The sequence below is a fragment of the Giesbergeria anulus genome, from assembly GCF_900111115.1.
GTDB lineage: Bacteria > Pseudomonadota > Gammaproteobacteria > Burkholderiales > Burkholderiaceae_C > Simplicispira > Simplicispira anulus.
Genome location: NZ_FOGD01000002.1, coordinates 497,674 through 517,717, shown reverse-complemented (window position 1 = coordinate 517,717; position 20,044 = coordinate 497,674). Strand labels below are relative to the sequence as shown.

At 56.6% G+C, this 20,044-nt stretch carries 16 protein-coding genes; 15 read left to right on the top strand and 1 reads right to left on the bottom strand.

The window, feature by feature from the left end; translation table 11 throughout:
• Window positions 1-18: 18 nt before the first annotated feature.
• From BMX55_RS06340 to BMX55_RS06290, 11 genes are all read left to right on the top strand, one after another.
• Entirely contained in the window at window positions 19-2,967 is a 2,949-nt protein-coding gene (locus BMX55_RS06340) for a beta strand repeat-containing protein (RefSeq protein ID WP_143059583.1), read from the top strand.
• 45 nt (window positions 2,968-3,012) lie between these two features.
• On the top strand, window positions 3,013-3,585 hold the full coding sequence (locus BMX55_RS06335) for a shikimate kinase (protein WP_091454462.1): 573 nt from the start codon (window positions 3,013-3,015) through the stop codon (window positions 3,583-3,585).
• Window positions 3,586-3,653: 68 nt separating this feature from the next.
• A complete protein-coding gene (aroB, locus tag BMX55_RS06330) occupies window positions 3,654-4,802 on the top strand; it encodes a 3-dehydroquinate synthase (protein ID WP_091454460.1) in 1,149 nt (382 codons plus the stop codon).
• A gap of 46 nt (window positions 4,803-4,848) precedes the next feature.
• Window positions 4,849-5,496 carry a hypothetical protein gene (locus tag BMX55_RS06325; protein ID WP_091454457.1) on the top strand — a complete coding sequence of 216 codons (648 nt, stop codon included), beginning with the start codon at window positions 4,849-4,851 and terminating at the stop codon, window positions 5,494-5,496.
• Window positions 5,497-5,507: 11 nt separating this feature from the next.
• The gene (locus BMX55_RS06320) at window positions 5,508-6,134 is read left to right on the top strand and encodes a DUF1415 domain-containing protein (protein ID WP_091454454.1); all 627 of its coding nucleotides are present in this window, start codon (window positions 5,508-5,510) and stop codon (window positions 6,132-6,134) included.
• Window positions 6,131-7,021: a class I SAM-dependent methyltransferase gene (locus BMX55_RS06315; protein WP_091454448.1), complete on the top strand. Its 891-nt coding sequence runs from the start codon at window positions 6,131-6,133 to the stop codon at window positions 7,019-7,021. The genes BMX55_RS06320 and BMX55_RS06315 overlap by 4 nt, the downstream gene beginning before the upstream one ends.
• Window positions 7,022-7,054: 33 nt before the next feature.
• Window positions 7,055-7,771, top strand: coding sequence for a transposase (locus BMX55_RS06310; RefSeq protein ID WP_091454443.1), 717 nt, complete (start codon window positions 7,055-7,057; stop codon window positions 7,769-7,771).
• A gap of 178 nt (window positions 7,772-7,949) precedes the next feature.
• The gene (locus tag BMX55_RS06305; protein WP_091454931.1) at window positions 7,950-12,677 is read left to right on the top strand and encodes a glutamate synthase-related protein; all 4,728 of its coding nucleotides are present in this window, start codon (window positions 7,950-7,952) and stop codon (window positions 12,675-12,677) included.
• Between the two features lie 45 nt (window positions 12,678-12,722).
• On the top strand, window positions 12,723-14,201 hold the full coding sequence (locus BMX55_RS06300; protein WP_091454440.1) for a glutamate synthase subunit beta: 1,479 nt from the start codon (window positions 12,723-12,725) through the stop codon (window positions 14,199-14,201).
• Between the two features lie 203 nt (window positions 14,202-14,404).
• Window positions 14,405-14,863, top strand: coding sequence for a cache domain-containing protein (locus BMX55_RS06295; RefSeq protein WP_091454928.1), 459 nt, complete (start codon window positions 14,405-14,407; stop codon window positions 14,861-14,863).
• Between the two features lie 123 nt (window positions 14,864-14,986).
• The gene (locus BMX55_RS06290; RefSeq protein ID WP_091454436.1) at window positions 14,987-16,561 is read left to right on the top strand and encodes a methyl-accepting chemotaxis protein; all 1,575 of its coding nucleotides are present in this window, start codon (window positions 14,987-14,989) and stop codon (window positions 16,559-16,561) included.
• 18 nt (window positions 16,562-16,579) lie between these two features.
• On the opposite strand, the gene speD is transcribed toward BMX55_RS06290, so the two are convergent.
• The gene (gene speD, locus BMX55_RS06285) at window positions 16,580-16,990 is read right to left on the bottom strand and encodes an adenosylmethionine decarboxylase (RefSeq protein ID WP_091454434.1); all 411 of its coding nucleotides are present in this window, start codon (window positions 16,988-16,990) and stop codon (window positions 16,580-16,582) included.
• A gap of 138 nt (window positions 16,991-17,128) precedes the next feature.
• Between speD and BMX55_RS06280 the strand changes: the two genes are divergently transcribed.
• The 4 genes from BMX55_RS06280 to BMX55_RS06265 are packed head-to-tail and all read left to right on the top strand — an operon-like array spanning window position 17,129 to window position 20,039.
• Window positions 17,129-17,971, top strand: coding sequence for an ABC transporter ATP-binding protein (locus BMX55_RS06280; protein WP_091454430.1), 843 nt, complete (start codon window positions 17,129-17,131; stop codon window positions 17,969-17,971).
• Window positions 17,968-18,750, top strand: coding sequence for a lipid asymmetry maintenance ABC transporter permease subunit MlaE (gene mlaE, locus BMX55_RS06275; protein ID WP_091454426.1), 783 nt, complete (start codon window positions 17,968-17,970; stop codon window positions 18,748-18,750). Before BMX55_RS06280 ends, mlaE begins: the two co-directional genes overlap by 4 nt.
• A gap of 39 nt (window positions 18,751-18,789) precedes the next feature.
• Window positions 18,790-19,275 (top strand): outer membrane lipid asymmetry maintenance protein MlaD, encoded by a 486-nt coding sequence (gene mlaD / locus BMX55_RS06270; protein ID WP_091454421.1) that lies wholly within the window; start codon window positions 18,790-18,792, stop codon window positions 19,273-19,275.
• Window positions 19,275-20,039, top strand: a complete 765-nt coding sequence (locus BMX55_RS06265) for an MlaA family lipoprotein (protein WP_091454417.1) — start codon at window positions 19,275-19,277, stop codon at window positions 20,037-20,039. The genes mlaD and BMX55_RS06265 overlap by 1 nt, the downstream gene beginning before the upstream one ends.
• The last annotated feature ends 5 nt before the right edge of the window (window positions 20,040-20,044 follow it).

Sequence of the window (20,044 nt, the reverse complement as noted above, 5' to 3'; positions counted from 1 at the left end):
TCATTGATAGGATAAAAAATGCAATATATATTCAGAATTTTGATGCTGATGCTGGTTGCAGCATTAGCTGCTTGTGGCGGCGGGGGCGAAGCCACTGGCGTCAATCCTAACCAAGCTAGGTTGGTGACCACCGCGGGAACCGCATTGACTCTCCCAGTTGGTGTGGCTCGCGACTATCAAATTAGCGGAGGTATGCCTCCCTACCGTGTTAGCAATGGTAATCAGGCGATTGCTATAGGTCAAGTCAATGGCAATACGCTGACCATCGGTGCAGTAGTTGCTGGCAGCACCAATATCAGTGTTTTGGATTACAGTGGTGCTTCTGTAACAGTGGGTGTCCAAGTAGGCTCTAGCGTTCCTTTGTATACCACTGCCCCCGGAAGTTTGACTATCGGTGTCGGTGCCAACGCAGCCCGAATATTCACGATTGGTGGTGGGAGGGCTCCTTACGTCATTGAAGGTAGCGATAACAACGTGGCTTTGGTTCAAATGCTTGACATTACCCAGTGGAAAGTCACTGGTGTGGCCATTGGCGCTACCACCGTCAAAATTCGTGATGCGGATGGTCAAGAACTTTCTGTGAGCTTGACTGTGGGTTCACCCGAGTTGCGAATTTCTCCTACCGATTTGGTTATGCCTGTGGGCATGGAGGCTATTGCCAAAATATCTGGTGGTCAACCCCCTTATCGGGTTGCTGGTGGTATTCCAGCCGCTATTACTGCCACTATTCAAGGAGATGAACTGCATATCCAAGGATCGCTGGCTTCTGAGCTAGATATTTCAGTGATAGATGCTGCGGGAAAAACTGTCAAGGTGAAAGTAACGATCAACACCGTAACCACATCGATTCGCCTGTCACCTAGCATAGTAACAGTGTCAGAAAATGACAATCAGCCAATTCAGTTCACCATCTTTGGTGCTAAAGGTGCCACTTGTGTGTTCACCTCTGACCCAACTTTCTTGCAGCCCACATCGTCAGGCTGCATGAATCGCAGCACCATCACTCTAGATACTGGTACCCGTGGTAGCCGTTGTGTCAATGGTAATACACCTGTCACGTTAACAGTCGTGGATGCAGAACGCTCTACTGCTACCGCCACTGTAACTATTCAAGATAACGGCAGTTGCAGCAATTTCTCTGTGTTGCCATCAAGTACTGAACTGCGTATTGGTGAAACCAAGCAACTGACTCTGAGCGGTGGTTCAGGCAATTATGTTGTGGCTTCTGACAACGCCCGTGTTGCCACGGCTATTGCGTCTGGTGGTGTGGTTATCGTCACCGGTGGTACGACTGCGGGTAATGCAGTTATTACGATTCGTGATCAATCAGACATCTCTAAGGTATTGAGCTTACCTGTAAAAGTGCTGGCAGATGCTGTTGCTAATATCACTACGTCGCCCCAGACTTTGAACCTCAACTCTGGTGCAGCAGCTGATGTGCTGATCAGTGGTGGTTCTGGTAATTTTGATCTGGCTGTGAGTAATAACCAGATGGTCACAGCTGTCTTGAGTGGCCGAACTTTACGTGTTACTGGTGGTACCACCTTGGGTACGGCTACTGTGACGATTCGCGATCAGGCTGATCCAACCCGCACTACCAACTTGACCGTTACCGTAACGGCTAGTGGTGTATCTGTGTTAAGTGCATCGCCAGCAGCATTGACGGTTCCATCGGGTGCAGCAGCTGATGTGTTCATCAGTGGTGGCTCTGGAGATTTTGAGCTAGCTGTCAGCAATACCCAAGTAGCCACTGCTGTTCTGACGGGTCGGACTTTGCGTGTCACAGGGGGTAATACCGTAGGTACAGCAACAGTGACTGTGCGGGATAAGATCGATGCAACTCGTGTTGTTGCGATTAATATCACTGTGTCAACTGGAACTGTTGGGGTCTTGGATGCATCACCAAGTAGCCTGTCAATTCAGACTGGCGCTTCGTCCGATGTATTGCTCAGTGGTGGCTCTGGCCGGTTTGACTTTGCCACCAATAATTCGGCAGTGGCAACCGCTGCCCTCACAGGCAACAAGTTGACTATCACTGCAGGCGCCACCGCTGGCGCTACGACCATTACGGTGCGTGACCAAGCTGATGCAAGTCGCACAGTTAGCATTAACGTCACAGTCACTGCAGCAACAGCCCCTGTGAGTCCAATGACGGCATCACCAGCCTCTGCGACTGGATCAGTGCAAGAAACTTTGCTCTTTGTGTTGCAAAATGGTACAGCTCCTTATACAGTGGTGGTTTCTAACCCCAGTATTGCCACAGCTACAGTGAACGCTAATACGGTGGCAGCTGCATTGCGCGGTGCCGGGCAGGCCACTTTGGTAGTGACGGATGCACGTGGTCAAACGTTGAATATTGTTGTTACCGCCAATCAGGCACAATCGGCTTCACTGCGTTTTGCTCCCAGTGCATTTGAGGTGGGCGAGGACTCTTTAGCCCCTATCACCTTAACAGTATTTGGTGGCACAGGGCCTTATCGGGCTTTGACCAGTGATTTGACGCTCTCTAGCGTATCAGTAAATGCTGACACCTTTACTGTGGGTTTGGGAACGCGAGGTAATCGCTGTATTAACCCCGTTGACAATAGCGATCCTCCAAAATATATTCCTCGCGGCTCTTTTGATGTTATCCTGACGGTCGTAGATTCTGGCGGCGCGTTTGCTACCAGTACCATGACCATCCGTGATAACGGTTCGGGTATGCCTGGAACCTGCCCACAAGGCTTAGATTTGTCTACTACTGCTGGTGCAGCCACTTCCATTTTGGTGGGTAGTTCACGCACTTTCTCCATCCGGGGGGGGGCGTTGCCTTACACGGTAACATCGTCCAATACGGCGGTTGCCACAGCAGTATTGTCTAGTCAGGCTGGCTTGAGCATCACAGGTTTAGTGGCTGGTAATGCCACAGTGACAGTGCGTGATGCAGCAGGTGCCACCAACACCATTACAGTCACGGTTACCCCGTGATGCTTGGAGCCTTGGAATGTTCCTAGCTCTGGCTTCAGGCTTGTCATGCGGATCACTTTGATCGGCTTGCCCGGCTCCGGCAAATCCACCGTTGGGCGACAACTCGCCCGGCGGTTGGGGGTGGTATTCATCGACTCCGATCAGGTGATTGAGCAGCGTATTGGCTGCTCGATTCGGGCTTTCTTTGACCGCGAGGGCGAGGCAAGTTTCCGTGACTTAGAGGAGTCGGTGCTCAATGAGCTGTCTGCCGCACCTGAGGCAGCAGTGCTCTCTACCGGTGGTGGTGCTGTCTTGCGCCCTGCCAACCGGCAACATCTGCACCAGCGGGGTACGGTGATCTATTTGCGCTCATCGCCTGAAGAGATCTTCCGCCGTATCCGCTACGACAAAACCCGGCCTTTGTTGCAAGTGGCTAACCCGCTGGAACAATTGCGTAGCCTCTATGTGCAGCGTGACCCGCTGTACCGTGAGACGGCGCATTACGTTGTCGAAACAGGTCGGCCTTCTGTTACCACGCTGGTGAACATGATTACCATGCAGCTAGAGTTGGCGGGCCACCAGGTGCCCGATGCTCCTTGTCTGCTTGAAGAAGCCCCTCACGTTTCCACGGCAGACTGAGGCCCAAGGCCAATATGGCAGGGGTGGTGGGGTGCCATTGAGGCCACTCTGGCCTACACTTGCAGACCATGCAAGAAGCCGTCAACCCCACTCCCTCCTTTTCTTCTTCCCATGCCAGCGCTGCGGTGCAGCAGGTGTCTATTGCACTGGACGAGCGCAGCTACGCCATTGCCATCGGTACCGGTCTGCTCGACGAACCGGCTTTTTATGCCGATCTCCCTGCTGCTGCCAGTGCCCTGATTGTGAGCAACACCACCGTGGCACCGCTGTATGCACAGCGCTTGCACGCCGTATTGCAGCAGCGTTATGCCAACGTCTACTTGGTCACTTTGCCCGATGGCGAAGAATACAAAACGTGGGAAACACTCAACCTGATTTTTGATGCCCTGCTCGGCCACGGTTGTGACCGCAAAACGGTGCTATTTGCCTTGGGCGGCGGCGTGGTGGGTGACATGACCGGCTTTGCTGCGGCCAGCTATATGCGCGGCGTGCCGTTTGTGCAGGTGCCTACGACGCTGCTGGCCCAAGTCGATTCTTCGGTGGGCGGTAAAACGGCTATCAACCACCCGCTGGGCAAAAACATGATTGGTGCCTTTTACCAGCCCCGCTTGGTGCTGTGTGATTTGGCTACGCTCAATACCCTGCCTGTGCGTGAATTGAGCGCCGGTCTGGCGGAAGTTATCAAATACGGCCCGATTGCCGATATGGCTTTTATGGACTGGCTAGAAACCCATATCGACGCCCTGTTAGCCCGTGATGTTGAGGCGCTGGCCTATGCTGTGCGTCGCAGTTGCGAGATCAAGGCTTGGGTGGTGGGCCAAGATGAGCGCGAATCGGGCCTGCGCGCTATTCTTAATTTTGGTCACACCTTTGGTCATGCGATAGAGGCCGGTATGGGCTATGGCGCTTGGCTCCATGGCGAAGCCGTGGGTGCAGGCATGGTGATGGCAGCAGAACTGTCCTGCCGTTTGGGGCTGGTGGATACCGCCTTTGTTGCGCGCCTCACGGCTTTGGTACAACGCGCTGGCCTGCCTGTGCGCGGCCCGGTGCTGGATGCGTCGGACAATGCCGGACGCTATTTGGAGTGGATGCGTGTCGATAAAAAAGCCGAAGGCGGTGAAATCCGCTTTGTGCTGATCGACGGGCCGGGCCAAGCGGTGATGCGTGCTGCGCCCGATATCTTGGTACGTGAAGTGATTGACGCCTGCTGTGCCTAAAGGTGCTGGCGGTGCTGAAGATAAACCCATGTAGAAAATAACTGCCATGAGCTTTTTAAGCCAATTGAAATCGCAAGCCAGCGCGGTGCAAAGCCAACGCGAGCAACACATCCAAGGCGTGGAACAAAACACCCAAGCCACCGAATCGGCCTGCAAAGAAGCATGGCGCTATTTGCAAGAATTGGCACCGCAACTCAATGTGCTGCTGCCCGATGGCCCGGTGCTGTCTTTGGATGGCAAAACTGCTTGGCCTGCCATGCAGTTGGTAGAGTTTCGGGCCGATGCGCGCAAGAAAAAACTGCGTGATCGCGAGGTGTTTGACTATATTGCCATCGGCTGGAAGCTGCAACCCAAGCCCGGCGGCAACCGTAGTGGCACGATTACAGTGAACTTTCCGCCGGACTTGCAACGGGTGGAAGCCAGTTTGCAAGCTGCCAGCGTACCGCACGAACGCCAAGATATACGCCACCCCGAAAAGAACACCTTGCAAGCCTACCGATTTGAGTACCAAACCGAGGCGCGTGGCTATGTCACCATCACCCCTAACCACGACCAAGGGATGGTGGCGTTCCGGCTGGTGACGGTATCAGGGTTCAGTGTTAAAGATGCTCTCTGGCCAGCGGCTAAAGTGACGGTGGGTTTGATGGATGAGTTGGCCAAGCTGCTAGTGCAGCAGCCTAGCCGTTTTCTTTAATAGGGCTGCTTATGTCTGAGTCTGTTGTTTCTTCTGTTGATCTTGTAGCCCGTGATGCCATCGTGGTGCAAGACATGGTGCGCTGGCTAGAGCGTGCCGTTATTGATCTTAATTTGTGCCCCTTTGCTAAGGGTGTGCACGTCAAAGGGCAAATTCATTATGCCGTCAGCCATGCCACCGACGGGCGTGGCTTGTTGCAAGATTTGCAACGCGAGTTGGAAGCGCTGGCCGAAGCCTCGCCTGAGAAGCGCGATACCACGCTGCTGATGGTGCCGGATTGCATGGAAGATTTTTTAGACTTCAATGATTTTCTGGAGTTGGCCGACGAGATGCTTGACGTCTTGGATTTGGGCGGAATTTTGCAAATTGCCAGCTTTCATCCACAGTTTCAGTTTGATGGCACAGTGCTGGATGACATCACCAATGCCACCAATCGCGCACCCTACCCCACCTTGCATTTGATCCGCGAAGAGAGTTTGGATGCAGCGGTAGAAGCCTTTCCAGAGGCCGAAATGATTTATGAGCGCAATATGGAAGTGTTGCGCAAGCTGGGGCCAGAGGGCTGGAAAGCCTTAGATGTGGGCGCACGCTGTCCGATGCAGCACGACCAGCCTAGTAGTGACAAGGACAAAGCATGAGCAAGCCACAGGCCCGCAGCCCACGGCAGGTGGTTGCCCCCAAAGCCAGCGCCGAGGCGGCGGTGTTGCAAGAGTTGCGGCCCGGCCAGTCGGTGGAGTTGCTCAAAGAGCTGCATATCCTGACGCGCGAGGGCAAGCTGAACCAAGATTCGCGGCGCAAACTCAAACAGGTTTACCACCTGTTTCAATTTATTGAGCCGCTGTTGCAAGAGTTTTCGCAGAACGACCATGCGCCCACGCTGGCCGATCATGGCGCGGGCAAGTCGTATCTGGGTTTTATTCTGTACGATTTGTATTTCAAGGCGCTGGGGCGCGGCCATATCTACGGTATTGAGTGGCGGGCCGAGTTGGTAGAAAAGTCCAGTTTGTTGGCCCAGCGGCTGGGCTTTGAGCGCATGTCGTTCCTCAACCTGTCGGTGGCTGATAGCACCGAGGCCGCAGAACTGCCCGAACGTAGTATCGACATAGTCACGGCCTTGCACGCTTGCGATACTGCCACTGATGATGCCATTGCCTTTGGCCTGCAAAAGAAGGCGCGGGCGATGGTGCTAGTGCCTTGTTGTCAGGCCGAGGTGGCCGCTTGCTTGCGCCAAGGCAAGGCGTTGCAACTAACGCGCACGCCACTGGCCGAGTTGTGGCGGCACCCGCTGCACACACGCGAGTTGGGCAGCCAAATCACCAATGTGCTGCGCTGCCTACACCTTGAGGCCAGTGGCTACCAAGTCACTGTGACTGAGCTGGTAGGCTGGGAGCACAGCATGAAAAACGAGCTCATTATTGCCCGCTATACCGGGCAGAAAAAGCGCAGTGCCGCCGAGCGGCTGCGAGCCATTTTGCAAGAGTTCGGATTAGAACAGGGTCTGGGAGCCCGCTTTGGGGTGGAATAATCGGGGTCAGATTCGCATTATTCTGACTCCCTCATGGCCCGCCTCCCCCGCCTGACTCTGCCGGACTACCCGCACCACATCATTCAGCGTGGCAACAACCGCCAGCCGATCTTTATCGACCGGCAAGATTTTGAGCGCATGTTGGCTTTGCTGGCCGATAGCGCCCGGCAATGTGCGGTGGCTCTGCATGCCTATGTGTTGATGGATAACCATTTTCACTTGCTGGCTACGCCCACCACTGCCGAGGCACTACCCAAAATGATGCAGGCGGTGGGCCGCAGTTATGTGCGCTACTTTAATCACCGGCATGGCCGCAGTGGCACCCTGTGGGAGGGCCGCTACCGAGCTACGCTCATTGAGTCGGAACGGTATTTGCTTGCCTGTATGGCGTATATCGATTTGAACCCAGTGCGTGCAGGCATGCTGGCGCAGCCTGCTGATTGGCCTTGGTCTAGTCACAACCATTACACAGGACTGCGCCAAGATAAGCTGGTCACGGCGCATCCTCTGTATTGGCTGCTGGGCAATACCCCGTTTGCCCGTGAGGCGGCCTACAGTGCCTTGGTGCAGGCTGGGTTAGATGCTGATACGCAAGCTGCCCTGAGCGATGCTGCACTGAAGGGCTGGGCCTTGGGCAGCGAGCACTTTGTGGCGCAATTGCAAAAAAAGTCGCCGCGTCGTGTGACCAAAGCTCAGCCAGGCCGACCGCGCCTATCGGTCAGACCGACCTTAGCAGACGGAACAAAGTAACGCCCAAAATCTTATGAAACCATAGAATGACGCTATGGTATTTGATGCGTCCCCAAATAAATAAGAACTGTCGTTTTTTTTTAATAATTAGAATCTGACCCCAATTAAAGTGCTTGCATGGTTTTGCTGCATTGCACTACCCTACACACCCCTGCCAAAATAATGAGGAATGCGCCCAATGACCACGGCTGCCGAAATCCAGCATCTGCAACAACACGGTTTGTACTCATCGGCCCAAGAGCACGACGCCTGCGGCCTCGGCTTTGTGGCCCATATCAAGGGCATCAAGCGGCACGACATCGTGACCCAAGCCCTGAAGATTCTGGAAAACATTGACCACCGGGGTGCCGTGGGTGCCGACCCATTGATGGGCGATGGTGCCGGTATACTGATCCAAATCCCTGACCAGCTCTACCGCGAAGAGATGGCCAAGCAAGGCGTCACGCTGCCCCCCGCTGGCGAATACGGCGTGGGCATGATCTTCCTGCCCAAAGAGCACGCCAGCCGTCTGGCCTGCGAGCAGGAGATGGAGCGCGCCATCAAGGCCGAAGGCCAAGTGTTGCTGGGTTGGCGCGATGTGCCGGTCAACTTGGACATGCCCATGTCCCCCACCGTGCGCGAAAAAGAACCGCTGCTGCGCCAAATCTTTATTGGCCGGGGCAATGACGTCATCGTTCAAGACGCGTTAGAGCGCAAGCTGTTTGTCATCCGGAAAACGGCCAGCGCTGCCATCCAAGCCCTGCAATTGCAACACAGCAAGGAATACTACGTTCCGAGCATGAGCAGCCGCACCGTGGTCTATAAGGGCCTGCTGCTGGCCGACCAAGTGGGCGTGTATTACAAAGATTTGGCCGACGAGCGTTGCGTCTCGGCCATTGGGTTGGTTCACCAGCGCTTTTCTACCAACACCTTCCCTGAGTGGCCGCTGGCCCACCCCTACCGCTATGTGGCCCACAACGGTGAAATCAACACCGTGCGCGGCAACTACAACTGGATGCTGGCCCGCGAAGGCGTGATGGCCTCGCCCGTGCTGGCCGAAGACCTGAAAAAGCTCTATCCCATCAGCTTTGCCGGTCAGTCCGACACCGCCACCTTCGACAACTGCCTCGAACTGCTGACTATGGCGGGCTACCCCATCAGCCAAGCGGTGATGATGATGATTCCCGAACCCTGGGAACAGCATGAGTCTATGGATGAGCGCCGCCGCGCCTTCTATGAATACCACGCTGCCATGATGGAGCCTTGGGACGGCCCAGCCTCCATCGTCTTTACCGATGGCCGCCAAATTGGTGCCACGCTAGACCGCAACGGCCTGCGCCCCTCGCGTTTCTGCATCACCGACGATGATTTGGTCATCTTGGGCTCTGAAGCGGGCGTGCTGCCAGTGCCCGACAGCAAAATCGTGCGCAAGTGGCGCTTGCAACCGGGCAAAATGCTGCTGATCGACTTGGAGCAAGGCCGCCTGATTGAAGACGATGAGCTCAAAGCCAACATCGTCAACACCAAGCCCTACAAGCAGTGGATTGAGAACCTGCGCATCAAGCTCGACGCCTTAGAGGCCTCCGCTGACGTGCAGCCCGCCGCCTCCGAGCTGGCTCTGCTGGATCGCCAGCAAGCCTTTGGCTTTACCCAAGAAGACATCAAGTTCTTGCTGGCCCCCATGGCCCAGAACGGCGAAGAAGCCACCGGCTCGATGGGCAACGATAGCCCGTTGGCGGTGTTGTCGGACAAAAACAAGCCGCTGTACAACTACTTCCGCCAGATGTTCGCGCAAGTGACGAACCCGCCGATCGATCCGATCCGCGAGGCCATCGTCATGTCGCTCAACAGCTTTATTGGCCCCAAGCCCAACCTGCTGGACATCAACCAAGTCAACCCACCGATGCGCCTCGAAGTGAGCCAGCCGGTGCTGGACTTTGCAGGCATGGCCAAGCTGCGCGATATCGAAAAATACACGCACGGTAAGTTCAAGAGCGCCACCATCGACATCACTTACCCGCTGGACTGGGGCAAGCAAGGCGTAGAAGCTAAGTTGGCCTCGTTGTGCGCGCAGGCCGTCGATGAGATCAAGGGCGGTGCCAACATCCTCATCATCAGCGACCGCAAGCTCTCGGCGACGCAAGTGGCTATTCCAGCCCTGCTGGCCCTGTCGGCCATCCACCAACACTTGGTGCGTGCTGGCCTGCGCACCAGCGCTGGCTTGGTGGTAGAAACCGGCACCGCGCGTGAAGTGCATCACTTTGCTGTGCTGGCTGGTTATGGCGCTGAAGCCGTCCATCCCTATCTGGCGATGGAAACGCTGGCCGAGCTGCACCAAGAGTTGGGTGGCGATCTGTCGGCAGACAAGGCCATCTACAACTACGTCAAGGCGATTGGCAAGGGCCTGTCCAAGATCATGTCCAAGATGGGCGTGAGCACCTACATGTCTTACTGCGGCGCGCAACTGTTTGAAGCCGTGGGCGTCAACAGCGAGACCGTAGACAAATACTTCACTGGCACCGCCAGCCGCGTCGAAGGCATTGGCATCTTTGAGATTGCCGAAGAAGCCATTCGCACACACCGCGCCGCCTTTGGTGATGATCCGGTGTTGGCTAACATGCTCGACGCTGGCGGTGAATACGCTTGGCGCGCCCGTGGCGAAGAGCACATGTGGACACCCGATGCGATTGCCAAATTGCAACACTCCACCCGTTCCGGCAACTTCAGCACCTACAAAGAGTACGCACAACTCATCAATGACCAGACCAAGCGCCACATGACGCTGCGCGGCCTGTTCGAGTTCAAGTGCGATCCGGCCAAAGCAATTGCGGTGGAAGAAGTGGAACCGGCCACCGAAATCGTCAAGCGCTTTGCTACCGGCGCGATGTCGCTGGGTTCGATTTCTACCGAAGCCCATGCTACCTTGGCTGTGGCCATGAACCGCATTGGTGCCAAGAGCAACACCGGCGAAGGCGGTGAAGACCCCAAGCGCTACCGCAATGAGCTCAAGGGCATCCCGATCCAGCAAGGCGAAACCTTGGCTTCCATCATCGGTGCCGACAAGGTCGAGTCCGACATCCAACTGCAAGCTGGTGACAGCCTGCGCTCCAAAATCAAGCAAGTGGCTTCGGGGCGTTTTGGCGTCACGGCAGAGTACCTGTCTTCGTCTGACCAAGTGCAGATCAAGATGGCCCAAGGGGCCAAGCCCGGTGAAGGCGGCCAGTTGCCCGGTGGCAAGGTGTCTGACTACATCGGCTTCTTGCGCCACTCGGTACCCGGCGTTGGTTTGATTTCGCCCCCACCGCACCACGACATCTACTCGATTGAGGATTTGGCCCAGCTGATCCACGATCTGAAGAACGTGGCCCCGCACGCCGACATCTCGGTCAAGCTGGTGTCCGAAGTGGGCGTGGGCACGGTGGCTGCGGGTGTAGCCAAGTGCAAGAGCGACCACGTCGTCATTGCCGGCCACGACGGTGGCACTGGTGCCTCGCCTTGGTCGTCCATCAAGCACGCCGGTGGCCCGTGGGAAATCGGTTTGGCTGAAACCCAACAAACCTTGGTGCTCAACCGTCTGCGCAGCCGCATCCGCGTGCAAGCCGACGGCCAAATGAAGACTGGCCGCGACGTGGTGATCGGTGCCCTGCTGGGTGCCGATGAATTTGGCTTTGCCACCGCACCGTTGGTGGTCGAGGGCTGCATCATGATGCGCAAGTGCCACCTCAACACCTGCCCGGTGGGTGTGGCCACGCAAGACCCGGTGCTGCGCAAAAAGTTTACCGGCAAGCCAGAGCATGTCGTCAACTACTTCTTCTTTATTGCCGAAGAAGTGCGCCAGCTCATGGCCCAACTGGGTATCCGCAAGTTTGACGATCTGATTGGCCGCGTCGATTTGCTCGACACCCGCAAGGGCGTGGAACACTGGAAGGCACAGGGCCTCGACTTCTCGCGTCTGTTTGCCGAGCCTACCGTGCCTGCCGACGTGCCCCGTTACCACACCACCAAGCAAGACCACTTGCTGGAGAAGGCCCTCGACGTCAAGCTGATCGAACGCTGCAAGCCCGCTATTGAGCAGGGTGAGCCGGTGCGCATCATGGAAGTGGCGCGCAACGTGAATCGCTCCGTCGGTGCCATGCTCTCTGGTGCTGTGACCAAGGTACACCCTGAAGGTCTGCCCGATGACACCATCCGCATCCACTTTGAAGGCACGGGCGGCCAATCCTTTGGTGCGTTCCTGTGCCAAGGCATCACGCTCAACCTGACCGGCGAAGCCAACGACTACACCGGCAAGGGCCTCTCTGGTGGCCGCTTGGTGGTACGCCCCAGCCACGAGTTCCGTGGCGAAGCGGTGCGCAACACCATCGTCGGTAACACCGTGATGTTTGGTGCCACCACCGGTGAAGCCTTCTTCAGCGGCGTAGCCGGTGAACGCTTTGCGGTGCGCCTGTCGGGTGCCACAGCGGTGGTCGAAGGCGTGGGCGACCACGGCTGCGAATACATGACGGGTGGCACGGCAGTGGTGCTGGGCAAAACAGGCCGCAACTTTGCTGCGGGTATGAGCGGTGGTATCGCTTACGTCTATGACGAAGACGGCCAATTTGCCCAGCGCTGCAACAAAGCCTCGGTCAAGCTAGAAAAAGTGCTGCCCCACGACGAGTTTGTCGCTAGCGTCAGCCCCGGCATCTGGCACAAGGGCCAAAGCGATGACCAACTGCTGCGCAATTTGGTCGAAGCCCACAGCCGCTGGACGGGATCGCAACGCGCCCGCGACCTGCTTGACAACTGGGCCGATGCCCGCGCCAAGTTTGTCAAGGTGTTCCCAACCGAGTACCAACGTGCTCTGGGCGAGATCTATGCCCGTAGCGCCAAGGAAACGCCCGCCGCCAGCGCGCCTGCTGCTCCTGCCGCCGCAGTGGCCGCCAAGTAAGCGCCCTGCCTTTCACGCGAACACAGATTCAAGGACAGATTCATCATGGGAAAGACTACTGGCTTTTTGGAATACGACCGCATCGAAGAGGGCTACCTGCCCGTGCCGGAGCGGCTCAAAAACTACAAGGAGTTTGTCATCGGCTTGGCCCCCGAACAGGCCAAGGTGCAGGGCGCACGCTGCATGGATTGCGGCACCCCGTTCTGCAACAACGGTTGCCCCGTTAACAACATCATTCCAGACTTCAATGATCTGGTGTACCGTGGCGACTGGAAAAACGCCATTGACGTGTTGCACAGCACGAACAACTTTCCGGAGTTCACGGGCCGCATCTGCCCGGCCCCTTGCGAGGCGGCCTGTGTCGTCAATATCAATGATGCCCCTGTTGGCATCAAGAGCATTGAACACGCCATCATCGACAAAGCCTGGGAAAACAACTGGGTGCAACCCCAGCCCGCCGCGCAAAAAACTGGCAAAAAAGTGGCAGTGGTGGGTGCTGGCCCCGCTGGCATGGCGGCAGCGCAGCAACTGGCCCGCGTCGGCCACGACGTGACCTTGTTCGAAAAGAACGACCGCATCGGTGGCCTGCTGCGCTACGGCATTCCTGACTTCAAGCTCGAAAAGTCGCACATCGACCGCCGCGCCAAGCAATTGGAAGCCGAAGGCGTGACCATCCGCACCAGTGTGCTGGTGGCCGACCCCAAAGAAGGCATGGGCAAAGGTTCCAAAGTCACCAACTGGGCCAAAGAAACCATCAGCCCAGCGCAATTGCAGGCCGAGTTTGATGCCGTGTTGCTAACCGGTGGTGCCGAACAATCGCGCGATCTGCCCGTGCCGGGCCGCGACTTGGATGGCATCCACTTTGCGATGGAGTTCTTGCCCCAGCAAAACAAGGTCAATTCCGGGGATAAGCTCAAGGGTCAACTGCGTGCCGATGGCAAGCATGTTATCGTCATTGGCGGTGGCGACACCGGCAGCGACTGCGTTGGCACCAGCAACCGCCACGGCGCGGCTAGCGTGACCCAATTTGAAGTCATGCCCATGCCACCTGAGCAAGAAAACAAGCCGCTGGTTTGGCCTTACTGGCCGCTCAAGCTGCGTACCAGCTCCAGCCACGACGAAGGCTGCGTGCGCGAATTTGCCATTTCCACCAAAGAATTTATCGGTGAGAAGGGCAAGGTCAAGGGCTTGACCACGGTACAAGTCGAGTTCAAAGACGGCAAGCTGGTTGAAATTGCAGGCACTGAAAAGCACTACCAAGCCGACTTGGTGTTGCTGGCGATGGGCTTTGTGAACCCCGTGGCCGCCGTGCTTGATGCCTTTGGCATTGACAAAGACGCCCGTGGCAATGCCCGTGCCAGCACCGAAGACCAGGGCGGCTATGCCACCAGTGTGTCTAAGGTGTTTGCTGCGGGTGACATCCGCCGGGGCCAATCTTTGGTGGTGTGGGCCATCCGCGAAGGCCGCCAAGCGGCACGCGCTGTCGATAGCTTCTTGATGGGCCAATCGAGCCTGCCACGTTAAGCTGGTACACCGACTTGCTGTAGCCGCCCGTGCTTGCCCATGCAAGTGAGGGCGGCTTTTTTGTGCAGTGCGTCAATTTGGTGACAGGCCGCAGTGTGATACTGGGGGCGGTGCCATTGATTTTGTCATTGCTTTGGCATAAAACCGGCACAAGATAGTGCCCAATGGCAGTATCTGAAATCAAAAAAAAAGGAGATATTTTTATGAAAACCGTGTTCAAGCAGATCGCAGTGGGTATGACAGCACTCACTCTGGCTTTTGGTGCAGTAGCTTCTGACAAGGGCACCGCAGAAGAGGCCATGGCGATGGTCAAGAAGGGCGTTGCCCTCATCAAGTCGAGCGGACAAGAAAAAGCATTTGCTGAATTCAACAACCCCAAGGGTGCCTTTGTACAAAAAGACCTGTATGTCATGTGTTACGACATGTTGGGCAATAACAAATGCCACGGTTCTAACGCCAAGCTGATTGGTAAAAACCTGCTAGAAATTAAAGACGCTGATGGTAAGTTCATCGTCAAGAGTTTTGTTGAAACCGCACAGAAAAGCGGCAAGGGTTGGGTAGATTACAAATGGCCCAATGCCATCACTAAAGTGGTTGAACCCAAATCTACTTATGTCGAAAAGATTGACGACGTGTTGATTGGTGTTGGTATTTACAAGTAAATTTTTCTTTCCTCCATGCCACCACTGCACTGCGGTGGCATAGGTCGGCACTATTGCACTATTGCACCTTACCTCAAGCCCGCTGTGGTTTGATAGCGCTCCAGTAGGGGCGTGGATTGAAATATGAAGATCAATGATCTGCGTATCGGCACGCGCCTAAAAGTCGGCTTTGGTATTGTCTTGGCCCTGTTGATTGCCGTGGTGGCACTGGTCAATACCAGTAATGCCCGTAACCAAGAGCAGTTGTTCCAAGGTTTGGAGCTAGCCAGCGCCAAGCTCCAATGGACTACTGCCATGAAGGCGGCGCAGCTTGAAGGGGTGGTGTCCATCCGCAGTATTGGCCTGCACAGCGAAGTAGCGGGGATGAATAAAGAAGAGGCACAGCTTAAAGAGCAGTGGAAGCTGTTTGCCCAAGCCCGCGAGCAACTAATGGCATTAGGGGCTACTGAAGAAGAAAAAACCATCTTCAGCCGCATTACCCAGCTAGAAAAGAGCCTAGAAGCCCCCACTGCCCAAGCTATTGGTCAAGCCTTGGCCTTTGATACCGAGGGGGTGGCTCGCACCATCGCTAATCAGGTGGACCCTATCTACCGGCAAGTGCTGGTGGAGATCAATAAGCTGGTGCAACGGCAACAAACGGCCGAGCAACAAATGCGGGCACAAGCCGAGGCGGCCAGTCACCGTTTAAGCCAATTGCTGTATGCCGCAGCGGTGGTAGCGGTGCTCTTGGGCGGTTTGCTGGCTTGGGGCACTACCCGCAGCATCACCCGCCCTCTGCGCAAAGCCGTGGAGGTGGCGCGCCATGTTGCCAGTGGTGATTTGACGATGGAGATCGTGGTCGAGTCCAGCGATGAGACCGGCGAGCTAATGCAGGCCCTCAAAGACATGAACGCCAGCTTGCTCAATACGGTGCAGCGGGTGCGCATCGGCACCGATACCATTGCCTCGGCATCGAGCCAGATTGCCGCAGGCAACACCGAGCTGTCGGTACGCACCGAGCAGCAGGCGACTTCATTAGAAGAAACGGCATCTTCCATGCAAACGCTGACCAGCACCGTCAAGCAAAATGCCGACAATGCCCACCAAGCCAATCAGTTGGCGCAATCGGCCTCGCAGGTGGCCACCCAAGGTGGCGACGTGGTGGCACAGGTGGTCGATACCATGCGCTCCATCAATACCTCATCCAAAAAGATTGTGGACATCATCAGCGTCATTGATGGAATTGCTTTCCAGACCAACATCTTGGCACTCAATGCGGCGGTAGAGGCGGCCCGTGCCGGTGAGCAGGGCCGGGGTTTTGCCGTGGTGGCCTCTGAGGTGCGCAGCTTGGCTGGGCGCAGTGCTGAAGCGGCCAAAGAGATCAAAACCTTGATTAGCGATTCGGTCGATAAAGTCGAGACTGGCAGCCATCTGGTAGAGCAAGCAGGTCACACGATGGAGCAGATTGTGGCCAGCATCAGCCGCGTCACCGACATCATGGGCGAGATCACCGCTGCCAGTGCCGAGCAAAGCGCAGGTATTGAGCAGGTGCATATGGCTATTGAGCAGATGGAAGTGGCCACACAGCAAAATGCCGCGATGGTAGAAGAGGCCGCCAGCGCTGCCGACGCCCTACACAGCCAAGCCGATACCCTGACCCAGGTGGTGAGCGTGTTTCGCTTGCACGATAGCCGGGGCCATGTGCGCGCTCTGACCTAGGCGCGCCTGCTTGCAGTGTTAGCGGCGCTCAACCCGGTGCAACCGGGCATCGCTGGCCTGAAAGGCGTGCTGCAAGGTGGCTAACAGTTGTTCGGCCTTGCGCTGGTTGTTGCTGGAATAGTTGCACACGTAAACGTCCAGCGTGACATAGGCGGCCTCAGGCCAAGTGTGGATGCACAGGTGTGACTCGGCCAACACCACCACGCCCGTGACGCCGCCTTGTTCACCGAAATGGTGAAACAAGCAGCCCACAGCAGTCAAGCCAGCCTGTGCTACGCTGGCTTGGCAAAAGGCTTGTAGGCAGGTGGCATCGTGCATCAGGCGGCTATCGCCTTGGCAACCATGCAGGTCTGCCATCAGGTGCAGGCCACTGGTGTGGGCTGGAGTGGGCGGAGCAACAGGCGAAACAAGGGGCAAGGCATGGGGCATGCAAAAATCTCTTTCACAGCCTGCGGGCGGACACTGGCGAAGGCTGCGCATCATAGCCAAACCGCCTACGGGATAAACCTAATACACCACAGGGCCAGCCTTTAGCGCCTATCATGGCGGGTTGCGTGCTGCCTTTCCATGCTTTCATCTTCTCCACCTTCTTCTGTTGCCCCCTTTGTCGAGCTGCGCGACGTCCATTTCAGCTATGGCGAGCGGCCTATTTTGCGCGGCTTGTCGTTGGCAGTGCCACGCGGCAAGGTCACGGCCATTATGGGAGCCTCAGGTGGTGGCAAAACCACGGTACTGCGCCTCATTGGCGGCCAGCAAAAAGCCCAGCAAGGGCAGGTGCTGTTTGACGGCCAAGATGTGGGCCGTATGGACACAGCGGCCTTGTATGCTGCGCGTCGGCGCATGGGGATGCTGTTCCAGTTTGGTGCATTGTTTACCGACATGACGGTGTTTGACAACGTGGCTTTTCCGTTGCGCGAGCACACCAATTTGTCCGAGCTGCTGATCCGCGACATTGTGCTCATGAAGCTCCATGCCGTGGGCCTGCGCGGCGCTCGCGATTTGATGCCTGCACAAATTTCTGGCGGTATGGCGCGGCGGGTAGCCTTGGCGCGCTCCATTGCGCTTGACCCGGAACTGGTGATGTACGACGAGCCTTTTGCTGGTCTCGACCCGATTTCTTTGGGTACGGCAGCGCAGTTGATTCGCCAGCTTAACGATGCGATGGGCCTGACCACCATCATCGTCTCGCACGATGTAGACATCACCTTCCAAATCGCCGACCACGTTATTATTTTGGGGCCGGGCACCATTGCCGCCCAAGGCAAACCCGACGAAGTGCGCCAGAGCACCGATGCGCTGGTACACCAGTTTGTCCATGCGCTGCCCACGGGGCCCGTGCCGTTCCATTATCCGGGGCCAGAGGTGGAGCAAGATTTTGGCCCCATCAGTACAGGCGGAGGCCACCCATGAGCTGGTACCACCCCGCCACTGTCGGCTTGGCTGTGCGCCGCGAGTTGGCCGCTATCGGCCAAGGTGCTCGGCTGTTCGGGCGCTTGTTGCAATTGTTGCCCGCCACTTTTGCCCGCCCTGGGCTGGTGCGCGACCAAGTGCATTTTTTGGGTAATTATTCGCTGGCCATCATTGCGGTGTCTGGCCTGTTTGTGGGTTTTGTCATGGCCTTGCAGGGCTACTACACCTTGCAAGACTTTGGCTCTACCGAGGCATTGGGCCAGTTGGTGGCTCTGAGCCTATTGCGTGAACTGGGGCCGGTGATTACCGCACTGCTGTTTGCCGGGCGCGCTGGCACCTCGCTCACCGCTGAAATTGGCCTGATGCGTGCCGGGGAGCAACTCAGCGCCATGGAGATGATGGCCGTTGATCCAGTGCAGCGCATTTTGGCCCCGCGTTTTTGGGGTGGCGTGATTGCCATGCCGTTGCTGTCACTGGTGTTCAATGCCGTTGGCGTGATGGGCGGTTGGGCCGTGGCTGTGCCTATGCTCGGCCTAGATGCTGGTGCCTTCTGGAGCCAAATGCAAGGCGGTGTGGATGTGTTTAGTGATCTGGGCAATAGTGTGATTAAAAGTGTGGCCTTTGGCTTTACCGTCACCTTTGTGGCCCTGCTCCAAGGTTATACCGCCAAGCCCACGCCTGAGGGCGTCTCGCTGGCCACCACGCGCACGGTGGTGATGGCTTCGTTGGCCGTGCTGGCGCTCGATTTTGTGCTTACAGCCGCCATGTTCAGTATTTGACGCCCGCTACGGCGGGCGGTACAAGAGAGAAAAATCATAATGCAGCAATCCAAGAACGATGTTTGGGTCGGCCTTTTTGTCATGCTGGGGGTGCTTGGGCTGGTATTTTTGGCCCTGCAATCGGCCAATTTACTCACGCTCAATTTTGAGTCCAGCTACCGCGTTACGGCGCGCTTTGATAACATCGGCGGCCTCAAGCCCAAAGCGGCAGTGCGTAGCGCTGGGGTGGTGGTGGGCCGGGTTGAATCCGTCACCTTTAACGACAAAACTTTCCAGGCCCAGATCACGCTGGTATTGCAAAAACGCTACGCCTTTCCCAAAGACAGCTCGCTCAAAATTTTGACCAGCGGGCTACTGGGTGAGCAATATATCGGTATCGAGGCAGGTGCTGATGAGGCTACTTTGGTCAATGGCGATGTGGTCACAGCTACCCAATCGGCTATCGTGTTAGAAAACCTGATCGGCCAAGTGCTGTTTAACAAAGCCGCAGAATCCGAGCCTGCCCCCACAGACGGTAAAAAATAATGAATCTCTCTTTCCAGCCTGTCATGGCCCGTCGCCTCACTGCCGTTTTGGTCGTCTCTAGTTGGATGCTGGCCGGTTGCGCTACAGGCCCACAAGCCCATCCACAAGACCCGTTCGAGCCTTACAACCGCAGCATGAGCCGCTTTAATGAGGTGGTAGATGAGGCGGTGCTCAAGCCAGTGGCCACCGGCTACCAACAGGCGGTGCCCGCGTTGGCACGTACCGGCGTCAGCAACTTTTTTGCTAATTTGGGTGATGCGTGGTCGTTCGTCAACAACACCCTGCAATTGCGTGGTGAGGCAGCCATGAGTAGCTTTTTCCGCTTTAGCATCAACACTATGTTGGGCTTGGGGGGGGTGCTCGATATTGCCAGCGAGATGCGGCTGGAGCGGCACAAACAAGATTTTGGCCTTACCTTGGGCCACTGGGGGGTGCCATCTGGCCCCTATGTGGTGTTGCCGCTGCTGGGGCCATCGACGGTGCGTGACACGCTGGCCCTGCCGGTCGATAGCCAAGGCAATCTGCTCAGTGGCGTCAATGACATCGCTACGCGCAACAGCCTATACGCGCTGCGCTTGGTCGATACCCGTGCCAATTTTTTGCGCGCTGGCGAGGTACTCGATGGCGCAGCCCTAGACAAATACAGCTTTACCCGCGATGTGTTTTTGCGGGTACGCAGCCAGCGTGCAGGTGCAGGCCCCAGTGCTAGCACTGCAGCAGAGGGCGGCTCCGACGGTAGCTTGCCCCCAGAGCCTGAACAATAAGCCCG